This is a genomic window from Paraburkholderia sartisoli (assembly GCF_900107685.1).
GTDB lineage: Bacteria > Pseudomonadota > Gammaproteobacteria > Burkholderiales > Burkholderiaceae > Paraburkholderia > Paraburkholderia sartisoli.
Genome location: NZ_FNRQ01000001.1, coordinates 351,432 through 373,758 on the forward strand (window position 1 = coordinate 351,432; position 22,327 = coordinate 373,758).

Consider the following 22,327-nt stretch of genomic DNA (forward strand, 5'->3'; position numbering starts at 1 on the left):
AATGCATTATTCGCGCATTGCGACCGCCCTGTCAGTCGGCCTCGCGTTTGTTGCGCTCGACGCCTCAGCCCAATTGTCGCCACCCTCGTCCGATTTCGCAAATGCGGCACGCAGCTCGGCCCAGCAACAGCAGCTCATCGAGCAACAACGCCAGGCGGCCGAACGCGAGCGAACCCTGAATGCGCCGGGCGTACGCTTTGCCGCACCGTTGGTTGGAATGTACCCAGAGTTGCCTTCTGAACAGCCGTGCTTTCGGGTCAATACCTTCGCACTTGAGGTGCCTGCCACGCTGCCGGACGCCGTACGTGCGCAGGGAGCGTCGGCATTGCCGCAGGACCGCTTTGCGTTCGCTCGCGAATGGCTCGACCACTACAGCGGCCAGTGCGTCGGCAAGCAGGGCGTCGAGCTGATCGTCAAGGGCCTGTCGCAGTTGATCCTGGGTCGCGGGTACGTCACGACCCGCGTGCTGGTCCCCGAACAGGACCTGTCGACGGGCACGCTACGTTTGTCGCTGGTGCCCGGTGTGATCAGGCAGATCCGCTTTGCCGATCCGGTTACGCGTGGCACGTGGAAATCAGCATTCCCTGCTCGAGGCGGTGACGTGGTGAACCTGCGCGATCTTGAACAGGGGCTTGAGCAGATGAAGCGCGTTCCCAACCAGGATGTCGAGATGCAGATCGAGCCGACCAGTGTTCCCGGTGAAAGCGATGTGGTGATCGACGTGAAACGCGCAAAACCATGGAACGTCGTCGCGTCGGTCGACAATTCCGGCCAACGCGCGACAGGCAAATTGCAGGGCAATCTGTCGCTGGGCATTGACAACCCACTCGGCCTGAACGATCTGTTCAACATCGGGGCGAATCAGGATCTCGAACTTGGTGACAAGCGTCTCGGCTCACATGGCTTCAACAGCTTCTATTCAGTGCCTTGGGGCTACTGGACCGCCACCGTATCCGGCAACGCCAACACGTACTATCAGCAGATCGCGGGTGTGAACCAGACTTTCGTGTCGAGCGGCAACCAGCAGACGCTGGGAGCGAAGCTCCAGCGCGTCGTGAGCCGCACACAGAACGATGTGTTTGGCGTCGAGTTCCAGTTGACGAAGCGCTGGGGGGCGAGTTTCATCGACGACGCGGAGATTTCGCAACAGCGCCGTGACAATACGTTCGTCGAGGCCGGCGTGACTGATCGGCATTATTTCGGCGCGGCCCAGTTCGACGGGAGTCTCGCATACCGGCAGGGTATCGGCTGGCTCGGCGCGACGCCGGACACATTGGTGCAATCCGGCGGTCCGACGTATCGCTTCCACATGGCCGTGCTCGATGCGAATCTCTCGGTGCCATTCGCAGTCGCGAACCAGAACTTGCGATACGTGACGACGCTACACGGACAGTTCACGAACGACACTCTGTTCTATATCGACGACCTGACAATCGGCAGTCGCTACACGGTACGCGGTTTCGACGGCGAAACGATGCTCGCGGCCGAGCGCGGTTTTTACTGGCGCAACGAACTGCAGGCGGCAATAGGTGCGACGGGGCAGGCGGTGTACGCGGGTATCGACTACGGTCACGTGCTCGGGCCGAACACAGCGTTTCTCGCCGGCACGCAACTCGCCGGCGCGGTGGTCGGCCTGCGCGGAGGCTTGCCGACCCGCTTCGGCGCGTACTCCTACGACGTCTTCGTGGGTACGCCGATCTACAAACCGTCAGATTTTCCGACCGCGCGTGTGACGGCTGGATTTCAGCTGACTGCGCAGTTTTAGTTGATTTTCATTCGACGAAGACAGGTATAACGCGCCGCGCGCTACTGATTTATGGCGAGCCCGATGAAACCAGGCAATTGACGCGGGTCAATTTGTTTAATGTGAGGTCCTGATCTGCGCGAGTAACAAGAAAGTCGGCCATCGCTCCCAAAAAACAGGTCAACGAAGAGGCGAAAGCGCGCGCCTTTGCCTCCCACGGCACCCAAAGCCAACGCCTTATCCCCCCGACTCCTCATTTTCGCGCCGTTCCCGCCCCGGCCCAAACGCAAACCCGAATGCGAGCAGCAGCAGCGAAACCGCCAGCACCGTGTTGTTGCCGCTCGTCACGTATGGCGTTTCCCCCGCCGTGCCCTGCACGGTCGCTTCGAGCGAGCCTTTCGTGTACACGGGCAGGCGCGCGATCACCTTGCCCTGCGCATCGATCACCGCCGTGGTGCCGGTGTTCGTCGCGCGCAGCATCGGCCGGCCGGTTTCCAGCGAGCGCATCCGCGCAATCTGCAGATGCTGGTCGAGCGCGATCGTGTCGCCGAACCACGCGAGGTTCGTCGAGTTGACGAGCACGCCCGGCGACGCGTCGCTCTCGCGCACGGTCCGCGCGATCTCTTCGCCGAAGATGTCCTCGTAGCAGATATCGAGCGCTATCGGCTGGTTGTGAACCATGAACGGCTTTTGCACCGGATCGCCACGCGCGAAATCGCCGAGCGGGATACGCATCAGGTTCACGAACCAGCGAAAGCCCCACGGCACGAATTCACCGAACGGCACGAGATGATGCTTGTCGTAGCGGTACACGTCGCGCGAACCCGGCGTGATGCCGAACAGGCTGTTCGTATAGTCGACGACCTGGCCTTCCGGCGTGATCGTGCCGCCGATCGCGCCGAACACGATCGACGAATCCGTCGAGTCGGCGAACTGGCGCACGGCGGTGGCGAACGATTGAGGAACCTGCTGGGCCAGCACCGGAATCGCGGTCTCCGGCGTGACGATCAGATCGGCCGGCTTCGCTACGATCATCTGCTGGAATTCGTTGATCGCGGTGATGACGCCGGATTCCTCGAACTTCATTTCCTGCTTCACGTTGCCCTGGAGCAGCCGCACGGAAAGCGGTGCGCCGGACGGCACCGTCCATTGGACCCAGGGCAGCATCATGCCCGCCGCGAGCAGGCCGAGCGCGACGACGGCCGGCGTGAGCGTGCGGACAAGGCGTGCGTTGCCGGTTCGCGTCCCGCCGCCCGTGGTTCCGCGCGAACGCGTCGCGGCCTGCACGATCAGCGCGGCCACGAGCGCCAGCACCCAGCCGACGCCGTACACGCCGGCGACGGGCGCAAAGCCGGCGAGCGGGCCGTCGACCTGCGCATAGCCGCTCGCGAGCCACGGAAAGCCGGTGAACACCGTACCGCGCGCCCATTCGCCGATCGCCCAGGCGCTCGCGAACGCGAACGCGCCGTGCCACGTCGGTGAAAACGGTTTGTCGCCGAGCCGGCCGTTACGCGCGTGTCCGGCGCAAAACGACCAGACGCCCGCGGCCAGCGCCGGATACAGCGCGAGATAGAGCGAAAACAGCACCAGCGCCGTGCCCGCGAGCGGCGCGGCCATGCCGCCGTAGAAGTGCATGCTGACGTACAGCCACCACACGCCGGTCACGAAATTGCCGAAGCCGAACGCGCCACCCGTCAGCGCCGCGCTTTTCCAGCCGGTCGCGCGCGTGAGCCACGCGAACAGGAACACGAAGAGCGCGAGTTCGAGCCAGCCGCCATGCGGCGTGGGGGCGAAGGAGAGGGTGTTCGCCGCGCCCGCAACGAGCGCAACGAGGTAATGCCAGCGCGGCAGCGCGCGGCCGCCCGCTTGCGCGGTGGTGGACGTCACGCCACGGCGCAGACGGGAAGAGGTCGGGTCGGCCATCGTTACGCGGTCGGCGGTAAAGGTGAAGGTGAAGGAAAGACGGGATACGTCGGCGAAAATCAGGTCTGGACGTGCTGTGCGTCGCGCTCGCGCTGTCCGGCCATCGGGTCGCGGCGCACCAGCAGCATGTGAATCTGCCGCGCATCGCCGCGCAGGATCTCGAAGATCAGGTCGTCGAGGCGGACCTTTTCGCCACGGTGCGGCACCCGCCCGAAGTGATGCGTGACCAGCCCGCCGATCGTGTCGACTTCCTCGTCGGAATAGTGCGTGTTGAACGCCTCGTTGAACTGCTCGATGCCGGTCAGCGCCCGCACGCGGAAACGTCCGTCAGGCGAGGCGATGATGTTGCCGCTTTCCTCGTCGAAATCGTATTCGTCCTCGATGTCGCCGACGATCTGTTCCAGCACGTCTTCAATTGTGATGAGACCCGCGACGCCGCCGTATTCGTCGACGACGATCGCGATGTGATTGCGGTTCACGCGGAAGTCGTGCAGCAGCACGTTCAGGCGCTTCGATTCCGGGATGAACACGGCCGGGCGCAGCATGCCGCGCACGTCGAACTCTTCTTCCGCGTAGTAGCGCAGCAGGTCTTTCGCGAGCAGCACGCCGATGATGTTGTCGCGGTTGCCGTCGTACACCGGATAGCGCGAGTGCGCCTTCTCCAGCACGTACGGCATGAATTCTTCAGGGGTTTCCGCGATGTTGACCGCGTCCATCTGGGCGCGCGGGATCATGATGTCGCGCGCGCAGAGTTCGGACACCTGGAACACGCCTTCGATCATCGACAGCGAATCGGCGTCGATCAGATTGCGTTCGTGCGCGTCCTGCAGGATTTCGAGAAGTTCGCCGCGGGAGTCGGGCTCGGGCGAGATGAAGTCGGTCAGCCGCTCGAGGAGCGAGCGCTTTTCTGGCGGTTTGTCGGTATGGCGTCGACTGGGATACGTGTCGTTCATGATGGTGCGCCCGGCAACGCTGGGCGCGTGATGGCAGAGCATCAAGGATACACCACGCACATGGCGGCTCCGTGTCCGGCCGCACCTGGCCGGATGGCTACGCCACGCCCGAGGATGCCCGGAAACAGCCGCGCGGGTCGTGCGACGCGCGCTTCAACCCCGACACGGAAACTGCGCGACAGGATTTTTCGCCAGAAATGCGGGCGGTTCGGGTGGGTGACGGGCATTTCGCCGCTGGCCGGCGGCCGGCGTCCGGTTACCGGCAGCGGGCGAGCAGCGCCTCGAGCGCGCGATCCGGCATGCCGCTTTCGCGCAGCGCGGCGACGGTGCGGCTGACGTAGTCGAGCGTCGTGCCGTAGCGGCCGCAGGCGCAACCGAGCACGGTGCGCACGGTGTCGTCGCGCAGCTTGCCGGTATAGCTCGGCACGTCGCGACGCATGACGAAGGCGAGCGCCGCGACGCGGCGGCCGTCGGCGTGTACGCACGGCAGCCATGCGGGCCGGTAGGAGCCCATCGGCATTTCGCGTCGCCAGAGTGCTTCGAGATGCGGCATCGCGCCTTCGGCGGCGAGCCGGAACGCGATGCCGGTGCATGAGCCGCCGCGATCGAGCGCGAGAACGAGACCCGGCTGTTCCGGCGTGCCGCGGTTCACGCGCGACCACAGATAGAGGCCGCGGTGATAGCCGTGTACCTTCGAGCGCGTGGCTTCGATGGTCGGCAGCCCGGGATTCCAGATCAGCGAGCCGTAACCGAAGAGCCACAGGTCGCTCTTGTGGTCCCACGAGCGCAGCGTGCATTCCAGCGAGGCCGCGAGTTCCGCGTCCGTCAGCAACCGCGATTCGCCGAGCGCGGGCGGATAGTCCGGGCAGGGCGCGGTGTTGTGTTCAGCGGGGCTGGGGTAACGGGCGCTCACGGTGAAATCCGGCGTGTCAGTAAGGATCGGGGAAACCGAGTTTCACGAGAATGTCGGTCTCGATGCCTTCCATTTCCTGCGCTTCTTCTTCGACTTCGTGATCGTAGCCCTGCGCGTGAAGCGTGCCGTGAACCACGAGGTGCGCATAGTGCGCTTCGAGCGACTTGCCCTGTTCGGCGGCTTCTTTCTCGACCACCGGACAGCACAGGATCAGGTCGCCCGTCACCGGATCGTCTTCCGATTCGGCGTACGCGAAGGTCAGCACGTTGGTCGCGTAATCCTTGCCGCGATACGTGCGGTTCAGCGTGCGGCCTTCTTCGGCGTCGACGAGGCGCACGGTCAGTTCGGCATCCGCGAAGAGCGCGGCCCTGATCCAGCCGGCGACCGTCGCACGCGGCAGGATCGCCTTGTGCCCGGGGAAGGCTTTCGAAGCCGGAAACTGCAGATTCAGCGAAAGTTTCGGAGCGCGGCTCATGCGGATGCTTTTCTTTGCGTCGGTTCGATGGTTCAGCGGTCAGCGCGCGTCGGCGGGTTTCTCGGCGGTCTTCGCGGAATGCGCGTCATACGCCTCGACGATGCGCGCGACGAGCGGATGACGCACCACGTCCACGCTCGTGAAGCGCGTGAGCGCGATGCCGCGCACGTTCGCGAGCACCTGCTGCGCTTCGATCAGGCCGCTCTTGTGACCGCGCGGCAAGTCGACCTGCGTCGTGTCGCCGGTCACCACGGCCTTCGAGCCGAAGCCGATCCGCGTGAGGAACATCTTCATCTGTTCGGGCGTGGTGTTCTGCGCCTCGTCGAGGATGATGAACGCGTGGTTCAGCGTGCGGCCGCGCATGTACGCGAGCGGCGCGATTTCGATCATCTGCCGCTCGAACATCTTCGCGGTTTTATCGAAGCCGAGCAGGTCGTAAAGCGCGTCGTACAGCGGACGCAGATACGGATCGACCTTCTGCGCGAGATCGCCCGGCAGGAACCCGAGACGCTCGCCGGCTTCGACGGCTGGTCGCGTCAGCACGATGCGCTTCACCTGGTCGCGCTCCAGCGCGTCGACCGCGCACGCCACCGCGAGATACGTCTTGCCCGTGCCGGCCGGCCCGATGCCAAACGTCACGTCGTGCGAGACGATCTGCTTCAGGTATTCGCGTTGCGCGGGCGTGCGGCCGCGCAGATCCGCGCGACGCGTGTACAGCTTCGGACCGAGTTCTTCCAGGTCTTCGTCGCCGGTGTCGGCGGGCTGGTCGAACGGGTGATCCGGGTTGCCGGGAAAGCGGGCATCCACGTTATCCGCGCCGTTCGCGCCGTTTGCCCGGGGGCGCGCCGGGTGACGCGCTTCGACGAGCGCGAGCTGGATATCGTCGACCGACAGCGGCTCGCGCGCGTTGTTGTAGAAGTTCTCGAGCGCGGTGAGCGCGACCTTCGCGCCGCGTCCGCGAATCGTGATGCGATGGCCGCGGCGTTGCAGCGTGACGTCGAGCGCCTGCTCGATCTGCCGCAGGTTTTCGTCGAGCGGGCCGCAGAGGTTGGCAAGCCGCGCGTTGTCTTCGCGCGGCGCGGTGAATTCCAGATGCTGCTGAGTGGTCTTCAAGGCGGTGGGTCGATCCTGTCGGTTTCGTTGCGCTTCGGGAAGTGGCTTAATGCGTGGTCATCGGGACGTCGTCGTGCAGCAGCACGAGTTCGCCGCGCAGCGAGTGCGGATACGCCTGGACGATCTTCACGTCGACCATCTGGCCGGTCAGGCGCGCGTGCGACTCGACGGGCGCCGGAAAGTTGACCACGCGGTTGTTTTCGGTGCGGCCCGCGAGCTCGTTCGGGTCCTTGCGCGCCGGGCGCTCCACCAGGATGCGCTCGACCTTGCCGACCATCGCCGCGCTGATGCGCGCGACGTTTTCCTCGATCGTGGCCTGCAGATGTTGCAGGCGTTTTAACTTCACTTCGCGCGGCGTGTCGTCGTGCAGGTTCGCGGCCGGCGTGCCGGGGCGCGGGCTGTAGATAAACGAGAAGCTCGTGTCGTACTGCATCTCGTGAATCAGCGACATCATCTTGTCGAAGTCTTCCCCGGTCTCGCCGGGGAAGCCGACGATCATGTCGGTCGACAGCGACAGGTCCGGACGGATCGCGCGCAGCCGGCGGATCACCGACTTGTATTCGAGCACGGTATAGCCGCGCTTCATCGCCATCAGGATGCGGTCGGAGCCGTGCTGCACCGGCAGGTGCAGGTGGCTCACGAGCTTCGGCACCTTTGCGTAGGTGTCGATGAGACGTTGCGTGAATTCCTTCGGATGCGACGTGGTGTAGCGAATCCGTTCGATGCCCGGAATCTCGGCGACGTATTCGATCAGCGTCGCGAAATCGGCGATTTCCGTTTCGCCCAGCGTCAGCGTGCCGCGATATGCGTTCACATTCTGCCCGAGCAGCGTGACTTCGCGCACGCCCTGGTCGGCGAGGCCGGCGATTTCGGTGAGCACGTCGTCGAGCGGGCGCGACACTTCTTCACCGCGCGTGTACGGCACGACGCAGTAGCTGCAGTACTTGCTGCAGCCTTCCATGATCGACACGAACGCGCTCGGGCCATCGACGCGCGCCGGCGGCAGATGGTCGAATTTTTCGATTTCCGGGAACGAGATGTCGACCTGCGCGCGGCCGCTTGCGCGGCGTTTGTCGATCATCTGCGGCAGGCGGTGCAGCGTTTGCGGACCGAACACGAGATCGACGTACGGCGCGCGCGCGACGATCGCAGCGCCTTCCTGGCTTGCGACGCAACCGCCGACGCCAATGATCAGATCGGGGTTCGCTTCCTTCAGCTCGCGCACGCGGCCGAGATCGGAGAAGACTTTTTCCTGCGCCTTTTCGCGCACCGAACACGTGTTGAAGAGAATGACGTCCGCGTCTTCGGGGGAATCGGTCTTCACGAGGCCTTCAGCCGCGCCGAGTACGTCGACCATCTTGTCGGAGTCGTACTCGTTCATCTGGCAGCCAAAGGTCTTTACATAAACTTTCTTGGTCATCGAATTTCGCCGGTCGCAGTGGTTAACCTGGGGGCGCGGTAGTAAGGGGGAACGAAGGAACTGCACGGGGCGCTGAAGCAGCGCTTGTGGCTGTTGCCATCCATGTAGCGTAGTCCGACATTATATCCCCTGCTGACGGACGGTTTTGCGCGCCCGCGCGGGTGCCGGGAAGCCCAGCAGCGCCTCCAGTTCGCCGGAAACCTGCGCGAAACGCGCGCTCAGGAAGTCGAGCAGCACCCGCACGCGCGGCGCCATGAAGCGGTTGCGGTGATAGAGCGCGTGCAGCGGCGCATCCGGATAGCGCCAGTCCGGCAGCAGCACGCGCAGGCCGTCGCCGCGCAGGTCTGCTTCGACGTCCCACATCGACTTGATCACGATGCCGTAGCCGCGTAGCGCCCATTCGCGGGCGATGGCGCCGTCATTGGTTTCGCGGGCCGTATCGAGCGGCACGGTGTAGTGCTGCACTTCGTCGCCGCGCGTGAAGCGCCATTCGTTGATCGCGCCGGAAGCCGTGCCGAGCACGATGCAGTCAAAGCGCGCCAGATCGCGCGGGTCTTTCGGCTCGCCGTGCTTCGCGATGTATTCCGGCGACGCGCACAGCACGCGCCGGTTCGGCGCGAGCGGCTTCGCGACGAGCGAGCTGTCGGGCGGCACGCCAAAACGGATCGCGAGATCGATGTCGTCCTGCAGCAGGTTCGACAGCGAATCCGACAGCGTGAGTGCGAACGTGACTTCCGGGTATTGCACGTTGAACGCGTCGAGCCAGTGCATCAGCAGGTTGCGGCCGAAGTCGGAGGTCGCGGAAATCCGCACCTTGCCGCGCACGACGTTCTGGCCGGCCTGCAACGCGGCTTCGGCGTCGTCGAGCGCCTGCAGCGCCTGGCGGCAGCAGTTCAGGTACAGGCGGCCTTCGTCGGTGAGCCGCAACTGGCGCGTCGTGCGCTCGAAGAGACGCGCCCGCAGGCCGGTTTCGAGCTTCGTGAGCCGCGCGCTGGCGGCGGCGGGCGTGAGGCCCAGCTTGCGGCCCGCGGCGGACAGGCTGCCCAGTTGCGCCGCCTCGACGAAGAGGCGAATGTCTCCGAGGTTGTCCATCGATCTTTCAAAATAATTTGATAATGATTCAAATGCTACGCCCATTCTCAAATCGATGCGTACCCGGGACAATGCGCCCCTGTGAAACCTGGAGAGCGCGATGCCCATTCCACTTTTAGCGCTGGCGATCAGCGCGTTTGCCATCGGCACGACCGAGTTCGTGATCATGGGCCTCCTGCCCGAGGTCGCGCGGGATCTGGCGGTGACGCTGCCTTCGGCGGGGCTGCTCGTCAGCGGTTATGCGCTGGGTGTCGCGGCCGGCGCGCCGCTCCTCGCCGCGCTCACGAGCCGGATGCCGCGCAAGCTCGCGCTGCAACTGCTGATGGGCGTGTTCATCGTCGGCAACGTGCTGTGCGCGGTCGCGGGGAATTATTCGATGCTGATGGTCGCGCGCGTGGTGACGTCGTTCGCGCACGGTTCGTTTTTCGGCATCGGCGCGGTGGTGGCGGCTTCGCTCGTGCCGCAGGAAAAGCGCGCGAGTGCGATCGCGCTGATGTTCACGGGCCTCACGCTCGCGAACGTGCTGGGCGTGCCGTTCGGCACCTTCATCGGCCAGATGTTCGGCTGGCGCGTCGCGTTCTGGATCGTCGCGGCATTCGGCGTGCTCTCGCTGGCAGGCGTCACCGCGCTCGTGCCCAACCGGCATGACGCCGGCCCGACCGGCCTCGGCCACGAAATGCGCGTGCTGAAGGACCCGCAGGTCTGGATCGCGCTGATGATGACCGTGCTGGGCTTTGGCGGCGTGTTCGTCGTCTTCACCTACATTGCGCCGATTCTCGAGCAGGTGAGCGGCTTCGCGCCGCACGGCGTGACGCTGATCCTCGTGATCTTCGGCATCGGGCTGACTGTCGGCAACACGATCGGCGGAAAGCTCGCGGACCGCGCGCTGATGCCTTCGCTGATGGGCATTCTCGTGGCGCTCGCCGTGGTCATGGCGATCTTCGCGAAGACGAGCCATTCGCAGATCGCCGCCGGCATCACGGTGTTCGTGTGGGGCATTGCCGCGTTCGCGACGGTGCCGCCGCTGCAGATGCGCGTCGTCGAAAAGGCGAGCGCCGCGCCGAATCTCGCGTCGACGCTGAACATCGGTGCGTTCAACGTCGGCAATGCGGGCGGCGCGTGGCTCGGCGGTCTCGCGATCGGTCATGGCTATGCGCTGGATGTGCTGCCGTGGGTGGCGGCCGGCGTGACGGTGCTCGCGCTCGCGCTTACCGTCGTGGCGGCGCGCATGGATGCGCCTTCGGCGATCGTGCCGCAGCGGGTGTGAGCGGGGCGCACCGGCATTGCTGATAACGGTGTGACGATAACTTCGTTGGGCGCGGCGAAATCCACTGATAGTCTGGTTCTTCACTGATGTGCGTCCGCCCGATGGCGGCGCTTCTGGAGGCCACCATGCATTCTCCGCTTGCGCTGGTTCGCGACCCGGCGGCCGATCTGCCCGACGGCCCCCGCGCGCCCGAACCGTTCGACGCGCTCGAGCAGATCGTCGGCATCAACCTGGCCCGGCTGCGTGCCGAACGCCAGCTCTCGCTCGATGCACTCGCACGCGCGTCCGGCGTTTCGCGGGCGATGCTCGCGCAGATCGAATCCGCGCGCAGCGTGCCGTCGATCAAGGTGCTGTGCAAGGTCGCGGCGGCGCTGAAGGTTTCGGTGGCGGCGTTCTTGCGGCGTCACGCGGTGAACGGTTTCGAGCATCTGCCGGCAGGGCAGGCGGCGCGCGTGGTCAGCGCCAGCGGGCGATACTCGACGCGCGCGCTGTATCCCGAAGGCGCCCCCGTCGCGGCCGAGTTTCACGAGTTGCGGATCGCGCCGCTGCACACCGAAGCCGGAACGCGCCGCGCGCCAGGTACGACGGTGAACCTGGTTGTCAGCGACGGCACGCTCGAAGTCCGCGTGCATGACCAGCGCCAGTTGCTGGCAACCGGCGACGCGATCGTCTTCGATGCGGACCAGCCCCACAGTTTTCGCAATCCCGGCGACACCGAAACGCGCGCGTTTCGCGTGACGCTCAACGCCGAGACACCGCCGCGCCGGGACGTCCCGCACGACGCGGCGACGCGGCCGGCGGCGTCGTGAAAGCGCCGGGTTGAGTTGTCCGGCGCGATCGCTTTCGTCGAATTCGTGTATCCTTTGCCGGCCGGTTCCAGCCGGCAATCAGTGCGTCTTCAGGGCGGGGTGCAATTCCCCACCGGCGGTATGCAGGCCATGGCAGTCCGGCCCGCGAGCCCGCGAGCGCCCGCGCTTCACGTTGTAGCGGGGTCAGCAGATCTGGTGAAATGCCAGAGCCGACGGTCATAGTCCGGATGAGAGAAGATGTGCAGATGGTCATGGTCCAACCCATGCGTTTCGTCCGTCTATGCAAACGGGGGCGCGTGGACGTGTACCGCATCGCATCTGATGCGCGCACGGGGTTCTGTCTGTTTGCAATGCCCTGAAACGTTTTTCGCCCAACTTCCGCGAGGAGCGTTTCACATGTCTTTTGCTACATTTCCTGCACCGGCTGCGCATGTCGAGAGCGCATTTGCCGATCTCCCCCTGCTTTCCACCGAAGCTGTTCCGCCCCGTATCGCCGCAGCACTGGAGGCGATGCGCGAGGGTCGCGCCGTCGTGCTTCAGGACGACCACGACCGCGAGAACGAAGCCGATCTGATCGTTTCCGCCGAGCGTCTCACGAACGAAACGATGGCCTTGCTGATCCGCGAATGCAGCGGCATCGTGTGTCTGTGCCTGCCCGACGAAAAGATCCGCGCGCTCGAACTGCCGCCGATGGCCGTCAACAACGAAAGCCGTCACGGCACGGCGTTCACCGTGTCGATCGAGGCGCGTGAAGGGGTGTCGACGGGCGTTTCCGCCGCCGACCGCGTGACGACGATCCGCGCGGCCATCGCCGATAATGCGAAGCCCGCCGATATCGTCCGTCCGGGGCACGTGTTCCCGCTGCGCGCGATGCCAGGCGGCGTGCTCGCGCGACGCGGCCACACCGAAGGCACTGTCGACCTCGCGATCCTCGCGGGGCTGAAGCCGGCTGGCGTGCTGTGCGAACTGATGAACGCCGATGGCACGATGACGCGCGGCGCCGACGTGGAGCGCTTCGCCGCGCGACACAATCTGCCGATGCTGACGATCGCGGAACTCGCGGCGTTTCGTGAAGCGCTGGCGACGGTGCGTGAGTGCTGCACGGACGCTGCGTGAAGAAAGAAAGGCAGGTTCGTTGCGCGATGCCTTTGCTTTGAGAAACGAAAACGCGGGCCGTAGCCGGTTGCGTCGACATTGAAGCTGACGTCGCTACATCGGCCCGCGCGCTGTGACCTACGACTGCACGTCGCCGAATTCGCCGCGTCGGCCGGCTTCGACCAGCGCGGGCAGTTCGTCCATGTGTTCCATGATCCGCGTGATGCCCATGTTGCGCAGCACGTCCGCGTAACCGTCGGGGATGTGACTCGCGCCGACGAACGCAATCGTCTTCATGCCCGCCGCGCGCGCCGCATTCAACCCCGCAATGCTGTCCTCGACGACGACACAGCGCGCCGGCTCCACGTTGAGTTGCTGCGCGGCGAGCAGGTAGACGTCGGGGTACGGTTTCGGCCGCGCGACCTGCTCGGCGCTGAAGATGCGTCCCGCGAAAATCTCCGTCAGCCCCGCGCGTTTCACCGAAGCGAGCACGCGCGACATCCGGCTGTTCGATACGACCGCTGCCGGTAAAGTCACGCGTTGCAACGCGTCGCGCACGCCGCTGATCGCGCAGAGCGAAGAAGCCAGCGCGCGCTCGACGTTGTGTTCGACGGTCTGCAGGAAATCCGCCGGCAGCATGATGTTCTGGCTCGCTTCGAGGTTTTCGAGGAAGCGTGAGGTCTGCTGGCCGAACGCGGTCTTCACGGCGGCTTCGAAGTCGATGCCGGGGAAGGTGGACGTCAGCGTATCGAGCATGACGTGATCGGCGATGACTTCGCTGTCGACGAGAACGCCGTCGCAATCACAGATGAGGTGGTCGAGCATGCGTAAAACGGGTGCGGAGGTCAGGTGGGCGGGCCGGTCGGCCTCGTGACGCGTTGGCCGGCGTGGATCGAAAACGCCATCATACGTGGTTGTCGCGCGCGGGCGCTCGCCAGCGCGCCCGTGCTGCGCGGGTTTTCGGCCTGCAAGGCGAGGAGCAGCCCAAACCCGCAGCCCAAACCCGTAGCCCAAACCCGCAGCCCAAACCCGCAGCCCAAACCATTAACCCGCTCAATGCTCCGGTGAATCGGCCCACGCCGTCGCGGCACGCACGGCGCGATGCCAGCCGTCGATGCAGCTTTTCACGTCGGCAGGCGGCATTGCGGGTGAGAAGCGATGGTCGAGCTTCCACTGGCTCTGCAGTTCGCCGACGTCCTTCCAGTACCCGACCGCCAGCCCCGCGAGATACGCCGCGCCGAGCGCGGTCGTTTCGCTGACCTTCGGACGCACCGCATCCACGCCCAGAATATCGGCCTGGAACTGCATCAGCAGATTGTTCGTACACGCGCCGCCGTCAACGCGCAGCTCGGCGATGCGAATGCCCGAATCCGCTTCCATCGCGCGCAGCACGTCGACCGACTGATAGGCGATCGCATCGAGCGCCGCGCGCGCGATATGCGCGGACGTCGTGCCGCGCGTCACGCCGAAGAGCGTGCCGCGCGCGCGTGCGTTCCAGTGTGGCGCGCCGAGTCCCGTGAACGCCGGCACGAGATAGACGCCGTCGCAATGCGGCACGCTGCGCGCGAGCGGCTCGATTTCCGGTGCGCTCTTGATGATGCCGAGCCCGTCGCGCAGCCACTGCACGACCGCGCCCGCGATAAAGATGCTGCCTTCGAGCGCATAGTTGATCTGGTCGCCGATCTGCCAGGCGATGGTCGTGACGAGATTGTTCTTCGATTCGATCGGCTTGTCGCCGGTGTTCATCACGAGAAAGCAGCCGGTGCCATACGTATTCTTCACCATGCCCGACTGCGTACACATCTGCCCGAACAGCGCGGCATGCTGGTCGCCGGCGATCCCCGCGAGCGGAATTTTCGAAGCGAACACCGTGGTCTTCGTCGGCCCATAAATCTCGGACGAAGGACGCACCTCGGGCAGCATGCTGCGCGGAATATCGAGCGCGTCGAGCAGTTCGTCGTCCCATTGCAGCGTGTGGATGTTGAAGAGCATCGTGCGCGATGCGTTGGTCACGTCGGTGAGGTGCAGGCCGTGCTGCGTGAAATTCCACACGAGCCAGCTGTCGACCGTGCCGAACGCGAGCTTGCCCTGACGCGCCTTTTCGCGCGCGCCTTCGACGTTGTCGAGAATCCAGCGGATCTTGGTGCCGGAAAAATACGAGTCGATCGGCAGGCCGGTTTTCGCCCGCACTTTTTCCTCGAGGCCTTGTGCCTTCAACTGGTCGCACAAATCCGCGGTGCGGCGATCCTGCCAGACGATCGCGTTGTAGACCGGCTGGCCGGTTTCGCGATCCCATACGATCGTCGTTTCGCGCTGGTTCGTGATGCCGATCGCGGCAATCGACGTGCCGTTCAGGCCGGCGCGCGTGACGGCTTCGGCGGCGACGCCCGCCTGCGTCGACCAGATTTCCCGCGGATCATGTTCGACCCAGCCCGGGTGCGGATAGAACTGCTGGAACTCCTTCTGCGCAATCGACACGACATTGCCGTCATGGTCGAACAGCATCGCACGCGAGCTGGTCGTGCCCTGATCGAGCGCGAGGATGTACTGGTCCTGCATTGTGTCTTCTCCATGTTTTTCATGACGCGGCGCGTTCGCGGGCTGCGGGTTTCCGGTTTCCAGTTTCCGTCAGCATGCAGTAACGGTCGTGCTTCGGCTAGCGCGGCGTGTCATGCACGACGGCCGGCCGTCATGCGCGTGCGTTTACTTTTGCGTTTGCGCGTACTCATGCCGCAAGCACCACATGCGGCCGCGCCGGTTTCATGCTTGCTGGGCGACGTCTTCTTCGCGCGCGAACCACGCGTCGATCTCGTGCGTGACCACGTCGAGCCTGCCCGACCCGATGAGATGCAGGCCGAGCTTCGAGCGTCGCCAGAGCACGTCGTGCGCGCAGCGGGCCCACTCGGTATCGCGAAGATAGCGCAGTTCCGCTTCGTAAAGACCCGGCGCGAACGCGTGGCCGAGATCGTCAAGCGCGCGCGCATGGCCGACGACATACGCCGCGCGCGTGCCATAGGCGCGCGCGTAGCGGTGCGCGAGGTCGGCGGGCAGCCACGCGTGCTGCTGCTGAAACTGCGCGGCGAAGCGCTCGAAACCGGCCTTCGCGATGTCGCCGCCCGGCAGCGGTGCACCGGCCGTCCAGGCCGGCGCAGGCGCTTCGAGCACGCGGGAAAGTTCGTCGACCGCTTCTTCCGCGAGCTTGCGAAACGTCGTGATCTTGCCGCCGAACACCGACAGCAGCGGTGCCTGCCCAGGCGGCGCGTCGAGTTCCAGGCGGTAGTCGCGCGTGACGGCCGAAGGGTTGTCCGCGCCTTCTTCCTCGAGCAGCGGGCGCACGCCGGAATAGGTCCAGCAGACGTCTGCCGGCGTGATCCTGCGCTTGAAGTAGCGGTTGATCGAGTCGCACAGGTACTGCGTTTCGCCGGCGGTGATCGCGACCTGGGCGGGGTCGTCGTGGTATTCGATATCGGTCGTGCCGATCAGCGTGTAGTCGTGCTCGTACGGAATGGCGAAGATGATCCGCTTGTCCGGATTCTGGAAGATGTATGCGTGATCGTGCGTGAAGAGGCGCCGCGTCACGATATGGCTGCCTTTCACGAGACGCACGCCGTGCGCCGCGCCGCGCCCGAGCGCGCCCTGCAGCAGTTCGCCGACCCACGGGCCCGCCGCGTTCGCGATGGCGCCCGCGCGCATGTCGATGAGGCGGCCGTCCGCGTTTTCGAGCCGCGCGTGCCATTCGCCGCCCGCGCGTACCGCGCTGATGAGTTTCGTGCGGGTGAGGACGGTGGCGCCGCGCTCGGCGGCGTCGAGCGCGTTCAGCACGACGAGCCGCGCGTCGTCGACCCAGCCATCCGAATACACGAAGCCGCGACGGATCGAGTCGACGAGCGGCTCGCCCGCCGGATGGCGGCGCATGTCGATGCCGCGCGAACCGGCCAGCAGTTCGCGACGCGCGAGGTGATCGTAGAGAAAGAGGCCGGCCCGGATGAGCCACGCCGGCCGCAGGTCCGGCATGTGCGGCATGACGAAACGCAACGGCCACATGATGTGCGGCGCGGCGCGCAGCAGCGTTTCACGTTCCTGCAGCGCCTTGCGCACGAGCCCGAACTCGCGGTACTCGAGATAGCGCAAACCGCCGTGAATGAGCTTCGTGCTCGCCGACGACGTGTGCGCCGCCAGATCGTCCTGCTCGCACAGCAACACGGAAAGGCTCCGCCCGGCGGCGTCGCGCGCGATGCCCGCCCCATTGATTCCGCCGCCCACGACGAGCAGATCGTATCTCGCACCTTGCGTCACCGGCTGTACCCTCTGAATCCCGAAGGAAATTTTGACGAAATCATAATGTTCGTTTACGAACTTTAATGAACATATTCGAAAAAGTAAAGTTCGCTAACCGGATAGCCGAACGGCCAGGGTGACACGGTACACGCTCGCGGACGATACTCACGAGACGAGCCAAAAAGGGGTGAGAAACATGCGTGGAATCTGGATAGCTGGCGTGGCGGCGCTGCTGGCGGGGTGCGTCGGTACGCCGAGCCTGAGCGGCACGATGGGCGCGCCGTCGTTCGCGTCGCTGCAGGAAATGTGTGGCGGGCAGGCGCTCGATTACGGCAAGGACGCGCAGCCGGTGTATTCGACGCTATTCGATGCGTACATCGGCAGCCGCCATGGGAAAGGATCGAAAGAGGCGTACTGCGCGTTCCAGTCGGAACTCGCGCAGCACTACACGGCAGAGGGTACGAGCGGTGACGCGCAGGTGCGAAACCAGTGGGTGGCGTACCTCACCGCGCAGCGCGCGAAGGCGCTCAGCTGGCGGGCGACAGTCGATCCGACCCTGCGCGGCGGCTAGCACGCGGCCGCGCACGACCGCTGGGCGGGAAGCGCGTGGTGATTGTGGCGTGAACACGCGTACGGTCGCCGCACGCCGTGGGCGCGGATGACGATACTGATAAAGATGACGGGCGCAACAGTCAGGAGAAACGCTTGATTGCCCTGAGCGCAGAATCGCCAACTTCGGTGAGACGCCACTGCTGGAGGCCGGACGCAAGCTTTTCGAGCTGAACGAGTTGACGTTCGAGGAGCGCGTCGAGTTCGTCGCGTTCCATGTCGGTCTGATTGGGGGAGTCTTTCACGAGCAACAACGTGGCGAATTCATGCGGACTCAGCATTGTTCTCTCCATGTCAATGTTCCCGGAATTGCGCGCAACGCGCCGCACCAGCGCAGGATATCCGGCTGTACGGCAGCGGCATGGGCAGTCACCCCGGCGCGCACGGTATGTACGCCGGGGAACTGGAGTGTAGTCAACCGCACGCAGAACGCCAAACCGTCCCCGGAAAATTTTCCCGTTGACAGAAAGGTGCGCTGGAGGCGGTCTGGCTTCGCCGCCAGATCCTTGATTTCACTCGAAGTTTTGCGTGCGGTGCAGCAAACGCAGCGCGCATGCCCGGGTGTCGTGTACGGGCTATCGCGACACTCGCGACTATTCGGCGACGTAGACCTGCGTGCCGGCGTTCGTGAGGGTTTCGGTCATGTCGGGCGGCGGCGCGGCATCGGTGAAAAGCGCGTCGATCTGGTCGAGATGCCCTTGCCGGACCAGTGCCGGGCGGCCGAACTTCGAATGGTCGGCGGCGAGAAAGACGGTGCGCCCGTGTTCGATGATCGCTTCCGCGACGCGCACTTCGCGGGTGTCGAAATCGCGCAGCGTGCCGTCCGCCTCGATGCTCGACGTGCCGATGATCGCGAAGTCGACCTTGAACTGGCGGATGAAATCGATGGCCAGCTCGCCGACGATCCCCTTGTCCCACGGCCGCACGATGCCGCCCGTCACCAGCACCTCGCAGTCGGGGTAGCCGCTCATCATGCTGGCGACGTTCAGGTTGTTGGTGATCACGCGTAGGCCGCGATGGCGGTTGAGCGCGCGCGCCACCTCTTCAGTCGTCGTGCCGAGGTTGATGAAGAGCGATGCCTGATCGGGAATGTGAGTGGCCACCAACGTGGCGATGCGCCGTTTTTCGTCGTGGAACATCCGTTGACGCGCGGTGTACGAGACGTTCTCGGAGCTGGTCGGCAGGCTGGCGCCGCCGTGATAGCGACGCAGGAGATTCATGTCCGCGAGCCAGTTCACGTCGCGCCGGATGGTTTGCGGCGTCACGTCGAAGTGAGCCGCCAGGTCGTCCACCGTCACGAACCCGTCGCGCTGGACCCATTCGAGCAGTTCCTGCTGGCGCGCGTTCAGGGTCAGGCGTGGGTCTCGGGTCATGGCAAAAGGATCGTTGGCCGTGGTTCAGCGGCGCGGGCCGCATGGCGCGCCTCTGGCGGGCAGATATTGGAGTCGACGTATTGTAAGACCTTCGGGCGACTTGTCAGCAAGGTTGCCGGCATGCACGATCGCCGGTCTGGATTCAGATGTTTATTGCATTTATTCAGTCAATAAATGAATTTGTTTTTTGTGCCCGAACACGATGCAATTTCGGGTTCCCGTTTCCAGTGGCTCGACGCTGTATGCCGCGTCAAGCCACGTATTACTGAGAGTGTCTGACATGACCCGCTTCAACTGGCAAAACCCTTACCCGACACCGCGCCTGCCTGTCTTCGCCCGCAACATCGTCTCGACTTCGCATCCGCTCGCGGCCCAGGCCGGCCTGCGCATGCTGTGGAAGGGTGGCAATGCGGTGGACGCGGCGATCGCGGCGGCGGCGGCCATCACGGTGGTCGAGCCGGTGTCGTGCGGCCTGGGTGGCGACGCATTCGCGCTCGTGTGGGACGGCAGGAAGCTGCACGGGTTGAATGCGTCGGGCGTGTCGCCGGCGGCATGGAACGTCGACTATTTCAGGCAGAAGTACGGTGAGGAAAACGGCCTTGCGAGGCAGCCGAAGCGCGGCTGGGACGCAGTCACCGTGCCGGGCGTGATTGCCGGCTGGGAAGCGCTGCACCAGAAATTCGGCTCGCTGCCGTTTGCCGACCTGATGGAACCCGCGATCGAGATCGCCGAACGCGGCCACGCGGTGGCGAGCATCGTGGCGTACAAATGGGCAGCGGCCGTGCCTGAACTGAAGGATCAGCCGGGCTTCGCACAGACGTTCATGCCGCGCGGCCGCGCGCCCGAAGTGAGCGAACTGGTGCGCTTTCCCGGTCACGCGAAGACGTTGCGCAAGCTGGCGGAACTCGGCCCGCGCGCGTACTACGAGGGCGAAATCGCCGGACAGATCGCCGGCTTCGCCCGCCAGAGCGGCGCGGCGCTCACGCTCGACGATCTGCGCAACTATCGCGCCGACTGGGTCGAGCCGATCGCGAAAGATTACCGCGGCTATACCGTGCATGAAATTCCGCCGAACGGCCAGGGTATCGCCGCGCTGATCGCGCTTGGCATCCTGGAGCATTTCGACATCAAGTCGCTGGCGGTCGATGACATCGAGTCGCAGCATCTGCAGATCGAGGCGATGAAGCTGGCATTCGCCGACGTTTACCGCTACGTCGCGGATCCCCGCTCGATGGATGTCACGCCCGGACAGATGCTCGACGACGCGTACCTGGCCTCGCGCGCGAAGCTGATCGATCCGAAGCGCGCAAAGCAGTTCGACTTCGGCATGCCGAAGGCGGGTGGCACGATCTATATGTCGGTGGCGGACGAGCGCGGCATGATGGTGAGTTTCATCCAGTCGAACTACATGGGCTTCGGCTCGGGCATCGTCGTGCCGGACAGCGGGATCGCGCTGCAGAACCGTGGCTGTGGCTTCTCGATGGATCCGAAGTCGCCGAACGTCGTCGAGGGCGGCAAGCGGCCGTTCCACACGATCATCCCGGCGTTCCTCACGCAGCAGGTCGACGGCCAGCAGGAAGCGGTCATGAGCTTCGGCGTGATGGGCGGCGACATGCAGCCGCAGGGCCATCTGCAATCCGTCGTGCGGATGCTCGACTATGGCCAGCAGCCGCAGGCCGCGTGCGATGCGCCGCGCTGGAAGGTCAACCACGACTTCACGATCGACATCGAATCCACCCTCGACCCGCAAACTGCCAGCGCGCTGGAAGGCCTCGGTCACACGATCAAGTCCGTCGACGACCCGTACATGGATTTCGGCTCGGGCCAGTACATCTGGAAGCTCGACCGCAATGAGCCGGAGCGCGGCTATGTGGCGGCGAGCGACAGCCGGCGCGACGGGCTCGCCGCGGGGTTCTAGTACAGGGGAGAAGCCATGCCCCGGATGCGACGGCGCGTGAAACGCAGCGCCGCCCGTCGTGTCCGTCTTGCGTTTTTCCCGCTGGGTGAGGTCGCGCGCGTTCCATGACCGGCCGGTGAGAACCGCGCTTACTCCAGGTGTCTTACTTCAGGCGTTCGACGCAACAGTGGGCGAGATATCAGGCGCAGCAAAAAACGGCAGCCGTTGTTCGCGGCTGCTTTTTTTCGTCCGCCTTACGCGTGATTTCGGCCGGTTACCAATGTGGTGCAACCGGCGTTTGACGAATGTCGACGGGCTGGGCGCTTTCCCTGGTATCGCGCGGAACTGCGGGCAGTCGGCATGGTCTGTGCTGTGGTATCTGCATATTTGCGCAACATTGGCTAAGATGCAGTTGAGGGGGGTTAAACATTTCAAAGCGCTGTATGTGGCAACGATGCGCAGCGAGCCGGGCAAGCGGCATACGGCCTGGCAAGTTCCCGTGTCGCGACAGCTTTTGGGAGCACGAACAATGCGAACAGACTCCATGCACGCGATGCCCTGGCGTATCGAGGACATCGATCTTAGCCGGATCGACCGGCAGAAGGCGGCCGTCAACGAGGATCTGCTGTTGTTGCTGTGCGCGGCGTCGTTCATTGAAAGCGGCACCGATCTCTACACGAGCAATCTCAGCACGTTCTTCAATGGCGACCGCGAAGTGTCCGCGTGGCTCAACAATGAATGGGAGCCCGAGGAAATGCAGCACGGGCGCGCGCTCAAGACCTACATCGCGCACGTGTGGCCGGAATTCGACTGGGATACGGCGTTTCACAACTTCTTCGAAGAGTACAAGCTGACCTGTTCGTTCGAAGACTTCGAAAAGACGCGTGCGCTCGAAATGGTTGCGCGGTGCGTCGTCGAAACGGGCACGGCAACGCTGTATCGGGCGATCGGCGAATGCTCGGATGAACCCGTGCTGAAGGAAATCACCGACAACATCCGTACCGATGAAGTGCGCCACTACAAACACTTTCTCCGATACTTCAAGAAGTACAACCGGATCGAAGGTAACGGCCGGCTGGCTGTGCTGGGTGCGCTGATGCGTCGTGTGATGGAGATCAAGAACGAAGACTCGGAGATCGCGCTGCGTCATGTGTTTGCGATCCGTTATCCCGAGCGCGTCAACGATCCGGCCTACAATCGCAGCCGCGCGGCGCGCGTCAATACGCTGGTGCGGCGCAATCTGTCGGCCGATATGTGCGTGAAGATGCTGCTCAAGCCGCTCGATCTGCCCGCGAAGATCCAGCCGGGCGTGCACTATCCACTCGCGAAGATCACGCAGCACGTGTTCTTTCGGTAGCCCCGAACA

The 22,327-nt window shown here is 64.6% G+C and carries 19 protein-coding genes and 1 riboswitch; of the genes, 7 read left to right on the plus strand and 12 right to left on the minus strand.

What is annotated here, in order from left to right; all coding sequences use genetic code 11:
* Position 1 precedes the first annotated feature (1 nt).
* Positions 2-1,765 carry a ShlB/FhaC/HecB family hemolysin secretion/activation protein gene (locus BLV45_RS01600; protein ID WP_090528001.1) on the plus strand — a complete coding sequence of 588 codons (1,764 nt, stop codon included), beginning with the start codon at positions 2-4 and terminating at the stop codon, positions 1,763-1,765.
* Between the two features lie 216 nt (positions 1,766-1,981).
* Here the strand turns inward: BLV45_RS01600 and lnt are convergent, their stop codons facing one another.
* The 7 genes from lnt to BLV45_RS01635 form a co-directional block, all read right to left on the minus strand.
* A complete protein-coding gene (gene lnt, locus BLV45_RS01605) occupies positions 1,982-3,667 on the minus strand; it encodes an apolipoprotein N-acyltransferase (RefSeq protein WP_090528004.1) in 1,686 nt (561 codons plus the stop codon).
* Positions 3,668-3,726: 59 nt separating this feature from the next.
* A complete protein-coding gene (locus tag BLV45_RS01610) occupies positions 3,727-4,620 on the minus strand; it encodes an HlyC/CorC family transporter (RefSeq protein WP_090530942.1) in 894 nt (297 codons plus the stop codon).
* A gap of 256 nt (positions 4,621-4,876) precedes the next feature.
* A complete protein-coding gene (locus tag BLV45_RS01615; RefSeq protein ID WP_090528007.1) occupies positions 4,877-5,533 on the minus strand; it encodes a gamma-glutamylcyclotransferase in 657 nt (218 codons plus the stop codon).
* A gap of 16 nt (positions 5,534-5,549) precedes the next feature.
* Complete coding sequence (gene ybeY, locus BLV45_RS01620; RefSeq protein WP_090528010.1) at positions 5,550-6,008, minus strand: rRNA maturation RNase YbeY; 459 nt, start codon at positions 6,006-6,008, stop codon at positions 5,550-5,552.
* A 39-nt stretch (positions 6,009-6,047) separates the two neighbouring features.
* A complete protein-coding gene (locus tag BLV45_RS01625) occupies positions 6,048-7,121 on the minus strand; it encodes a PhoH family protein (RefSeq protein WP_090528013.1) in 1,074 nt (357 codons plus the stop codon).
* 46 nt (positions 7,122-7,167) lie between these two features.
* Positions 7,168-8,541 carry a tRNA (N6-isopentenyl adenosine(37)-C2)-methylthiotransferase MiaB gene (gene miaB, locus BLV45_RS01630; RefSeq protein WP_090528017.1) on the minus strand — a complete coding sequence of 458 codons (1,374 nt, stop codon included), beginning with the start codon at positions 8,539-8,541 and terminating at the stop codon, positions 7,168-7,170.
* Between the two features lie 120 nt (positions 8,542-8,661).
* Positions 8,662-9,633 carry a LysR family transcriptional regulator gene (locus BLV45_RS01635; protein WP_090528020.1) on the minus strand — a complete coding sequence of 324 codons (972 nt, stop codon included), beginning with the start codon at positions 9,631-9,633 and terminating at the stop codon, positions 8,662-8,664.
* 100 nt (positions 9,634-9,733) lie between these two features.
* Here BLV45_RS01635 and BLV45_RS01640 point away from each other — a divergent pair, with 100 nt between their 5' ends.
* The 3 genes from BLV45_RS01640 (at position 9,734) to ribB (ending at position 12,825) form a co-directional block, all read left to right on the plus strand.
* On the plus strand, positions 9,734-10,900 hold the full coding sequence (locus BLV45_RS01640) for an MFS transporter (protein WP_090528023.1): 1,167 nt from the start codon (positions 9,734-9,736) through the stop codon (positions 10,898-10,900).
* A 125-nt stretch (positions 10,901-11,025) separates the two neighbouring features.
* Complete coding sequence (locus BLV45_RS01645) at positions 11,026-11,709, plus strand: helix-turn-helix domain-containing protein (RefSeq protein ID WP_090530945.1); 684 nt, start codon at positions 11,026-11,028, stop codon at positions 11,707-11,709.
* An 81-nt stretch (positions 11,710-11,790) separates the two neighbouring features.
* Positions 11,791-11,952, plus strand: a riboswitch (FMN riboswitch).
* Positions 11,953-12,105: 153 nt separating this feature from the next.
* Positions 12,106-12,825, plus strand: a complete 720-nt coding sequence (ribB, locus tag BLV45_RS01650; protein ID WP_090528026.1) for a 3,4-dihydroxy-2-butanone-4-phosphate synthase — start codon at positions 12,106-12,108, stop codon at positions 12,823-12,825.
* Positions 12,826-12,942: 117 nt separating this feature from the next.
* On the opposite strand, the gene BLV45_RS01655 is transcribed toward ribB, so the two are convergent.
* The 3 genes from BLV45_RS01655 to glpD all read right to left on the minus strand — a co-directional run bounded on the left by BLV45_RS01655 (position 12,943) and on the right by glpD (position 17,100).
* The gene (locus BLV45_RS01655) at positions 12,943-13,629 is read right to left on the minus strand and encodes an HAD family hydrolase (RefSeq protein WP_090528030.1); all 687 of its coding nucleotides are present in this window, start codon (positions 13,627-13,629) and stop codon (positions 12,943-12,945) included.
* Positions 13,630-13,857: 228 nt separating this feature from the next.
* Positions 13,858-15,363 (minus strand): glycerol kinase GlpK, encoded by a 1,506-nt coding sequence (gene glpK / locus BLV45_RS01660; RefSeq protein ID WP_090528033.1) that lies wholly within the window; start codon positions 15,361-15,363, stop codon positions 13,858-13,860.
* A 201-nt stretch (positions 15,364-15,564) separates the two neighbouring features.
* Positions 15,565-17,100, minus strand: a complete 1,536-nt coding sequence (gene glpD / locus BLV45_RS01665; RefSeq protein WP_090528036.1) for a glycerol-3-phosphate dehydrogenase — start codon at positions 17,098-17,100, stop codon at positions 15,565-15,567.
* Positions 17,101-17,278: 178 nt separating this feature from the next.
* Here glpD and BLV45_RS01670 point away from each other — a divergent pair, with 178 nt between their 5' ends.
* Positions 17,279-17,653 (plus strand): hypothetical protein, encoded by a 375-nt coding sequence (locus tag BLV45_RS01670; RefSeq protein WP_090528039.1) that lies wholly within the window; start codon positions 17,279-17,281, stop codon positions 17,651-17,653.
* Positions 17,654-17,774: 121 nt separating this feature from the next.
* Here the strand turns inward: BLV45_RS01670 and BLV45_RS01675 are convergent, their stop codons facing one another.
* Positions 17,775-17,972, minus strand: a complete 198-nt coding sequence (locus BLV45_RS01675) for a hypothetical protein (RefSeq protein WP_176954051.1) — start codon at positions 17,970-17,972, stop codon at positions 17,775-17,777.
* A 312-nt stretch (positions 17,973-18,284) separates the two neighbouring features.
* Complete coding sequence (locus BLV45_RS01680; protein WP_090528043.1) at positions 18,285-19,064, minus strand: DeoR/GlpR family DNA-binding transcription regulator; 780 nt, start codon at positions 19,062-19,064, stop codon at positions 18,285-18,287.
* A 280-nt stretch (positions 19,065-19,344) separates the two neighbouring features.
* Between BLV45_RS01680 and BLV45_RS01685 the strand changes: the two genes are divergently transcribed.
* Positions 19,345-20,982: a gamma-glutamyltransferase family protein gene (locus BLV45_RS01685; protein ID WP_090528046.1), complete on the plus strand. Its 1,638-nt coding sequence runs from the start codon at positions 19,345-19,347 to the stop codon at positions 20,980-20,982.
* 532 nt (positions 20,983-21,514) lie between these two features.
* Positions 21,515-22,318 carry a ferritin-like domain-containing protein gene (locus BLV45_RS01690; RefSeq protein ID WP_407670969.1) on the plus strand — a complete coding sequence of 268 codons (804 nt, stop codon included), beginning with the start codon at positions 21,515-21,517 and terminating at the stop codon, positions 22,316-22,318.
* Positions 22,319-22,327: the final 9 nt, after the last annotated feature.

Excerpts from the sequence above, each read along its gene's own strand:
- BLV45_RS01610 (WP_090530942.1), bottom strand. The coding sequence starts at position 4,620 with ATGAACGACACGTATCCCAGTCGACGCCATACCGACAAACCGCCAGAA.
- BLV45_RS01675 (WP_176954051.1), bottom strand. The coding sequence starts at position 17,972 with ATGCTGAGTCCGCATGAATTCGCCACGTTGTTGCTCGTGAAAGACTCC.
- BLV45_RS01670 (WP_090528039.1), top strand. The coding sequence starts at position 17,279 with ATGCGTGGAATCTGGATAGCTGGCGTGGCGGCGCTGCTGGCGGGGTGC.
- BLV45_RS01680 (WP_090528043.1), bottom strand. The coding sequence starts at position 19,064 with ATGACCCGAGACCCACGCCTGACCCTGAACGCGCGCCAGCAGGAACTG.
- BLV45_RS01600 (WP_090528001.1), top strand. The coding sequence starts at position 2 with ATGCATTATTCGCGCATTGCGACCGCCCTGTCAGTCGGCCTCGCGTTT.
- ribB (WP_090528026.1), top strand. The coding sequence starts at position 12,106 with ATGTCTTTTGCTACATTTCCTGCACCGGCTGCGCATGTCGAGAGCGCA.
- lnt (WP_090528004.1), bottom strand. The coding sequence starts at position 3,667 with ATGGCCGACCCGACCTCTTCCCGTCTGCGCCGTGGCGTGACGTCCACC.
- BLV45_RS01685 (WP_090528046.1), top strand. The coding sequence starts at position 19,345 with ATGACCCGCTTCAACTGGCAAAACCCTTACCCGACACCGCGCCTGCCT.
- BLV45_RS01635 (WP_090528020.1), bottom strand. The coding sequence starts at position 9,633 with ATGGACAACCTCGGAGACATTCGCCTCTTCGTCGAGGCGGCGCAACTG.
- BLV45_RS01690 (WP_407670969.1), top strand. The coding sequence starts at position 21,515 with ATGCCCTGGCGTATCGAGGACATCGATCTTAGCCGGATCGACCGGCAG.
- glpK (WP_090528033.1), bottom strand. The coding sequence starts at position 15,363 with ATGCAGGACCAGTACATCCTCGCGCTCGATCAGGGCACGACCAGCTCG.
- BLV45_RS01655 (WP_090528030.1), bottom strand. The coding sequence starts at position 13,629 with ATGCTCGACCACCTCATCTGTGATTGCGACGGCGTTCTCGTCGACAGC.
- BLV45_RS01640 (WP_090528023.1), top strand. The coding sequence starts at position 9,734 with ATGCCCATTCCACTTTTAGCGCTGGCGATCAGCGCGTTTGCCATCGGC.
- BLV45_RS01645 (WP_090530945.1), top strand. The coding sequence starts at position 11,026 with ATGCATTCTCCGCTTGCGCTGGTTCGCGACCCGGCGGCCGATCTGCCC.
- ybeY (WP_090528010.1), bottom strand. The coding sequence starts at position 6,008 with ATGAGCCGCGCTCCGAAACTTTCGCTGAATCTGCAGTTTCCGGCTTCG.
- miaB (WP_090528017.1), bottom strand. The coding sequence starts at position 8,541 with ATGACCAAGAAAGTTTATGTAAAGACCTTTGGCTGCCAGATGAACGAG.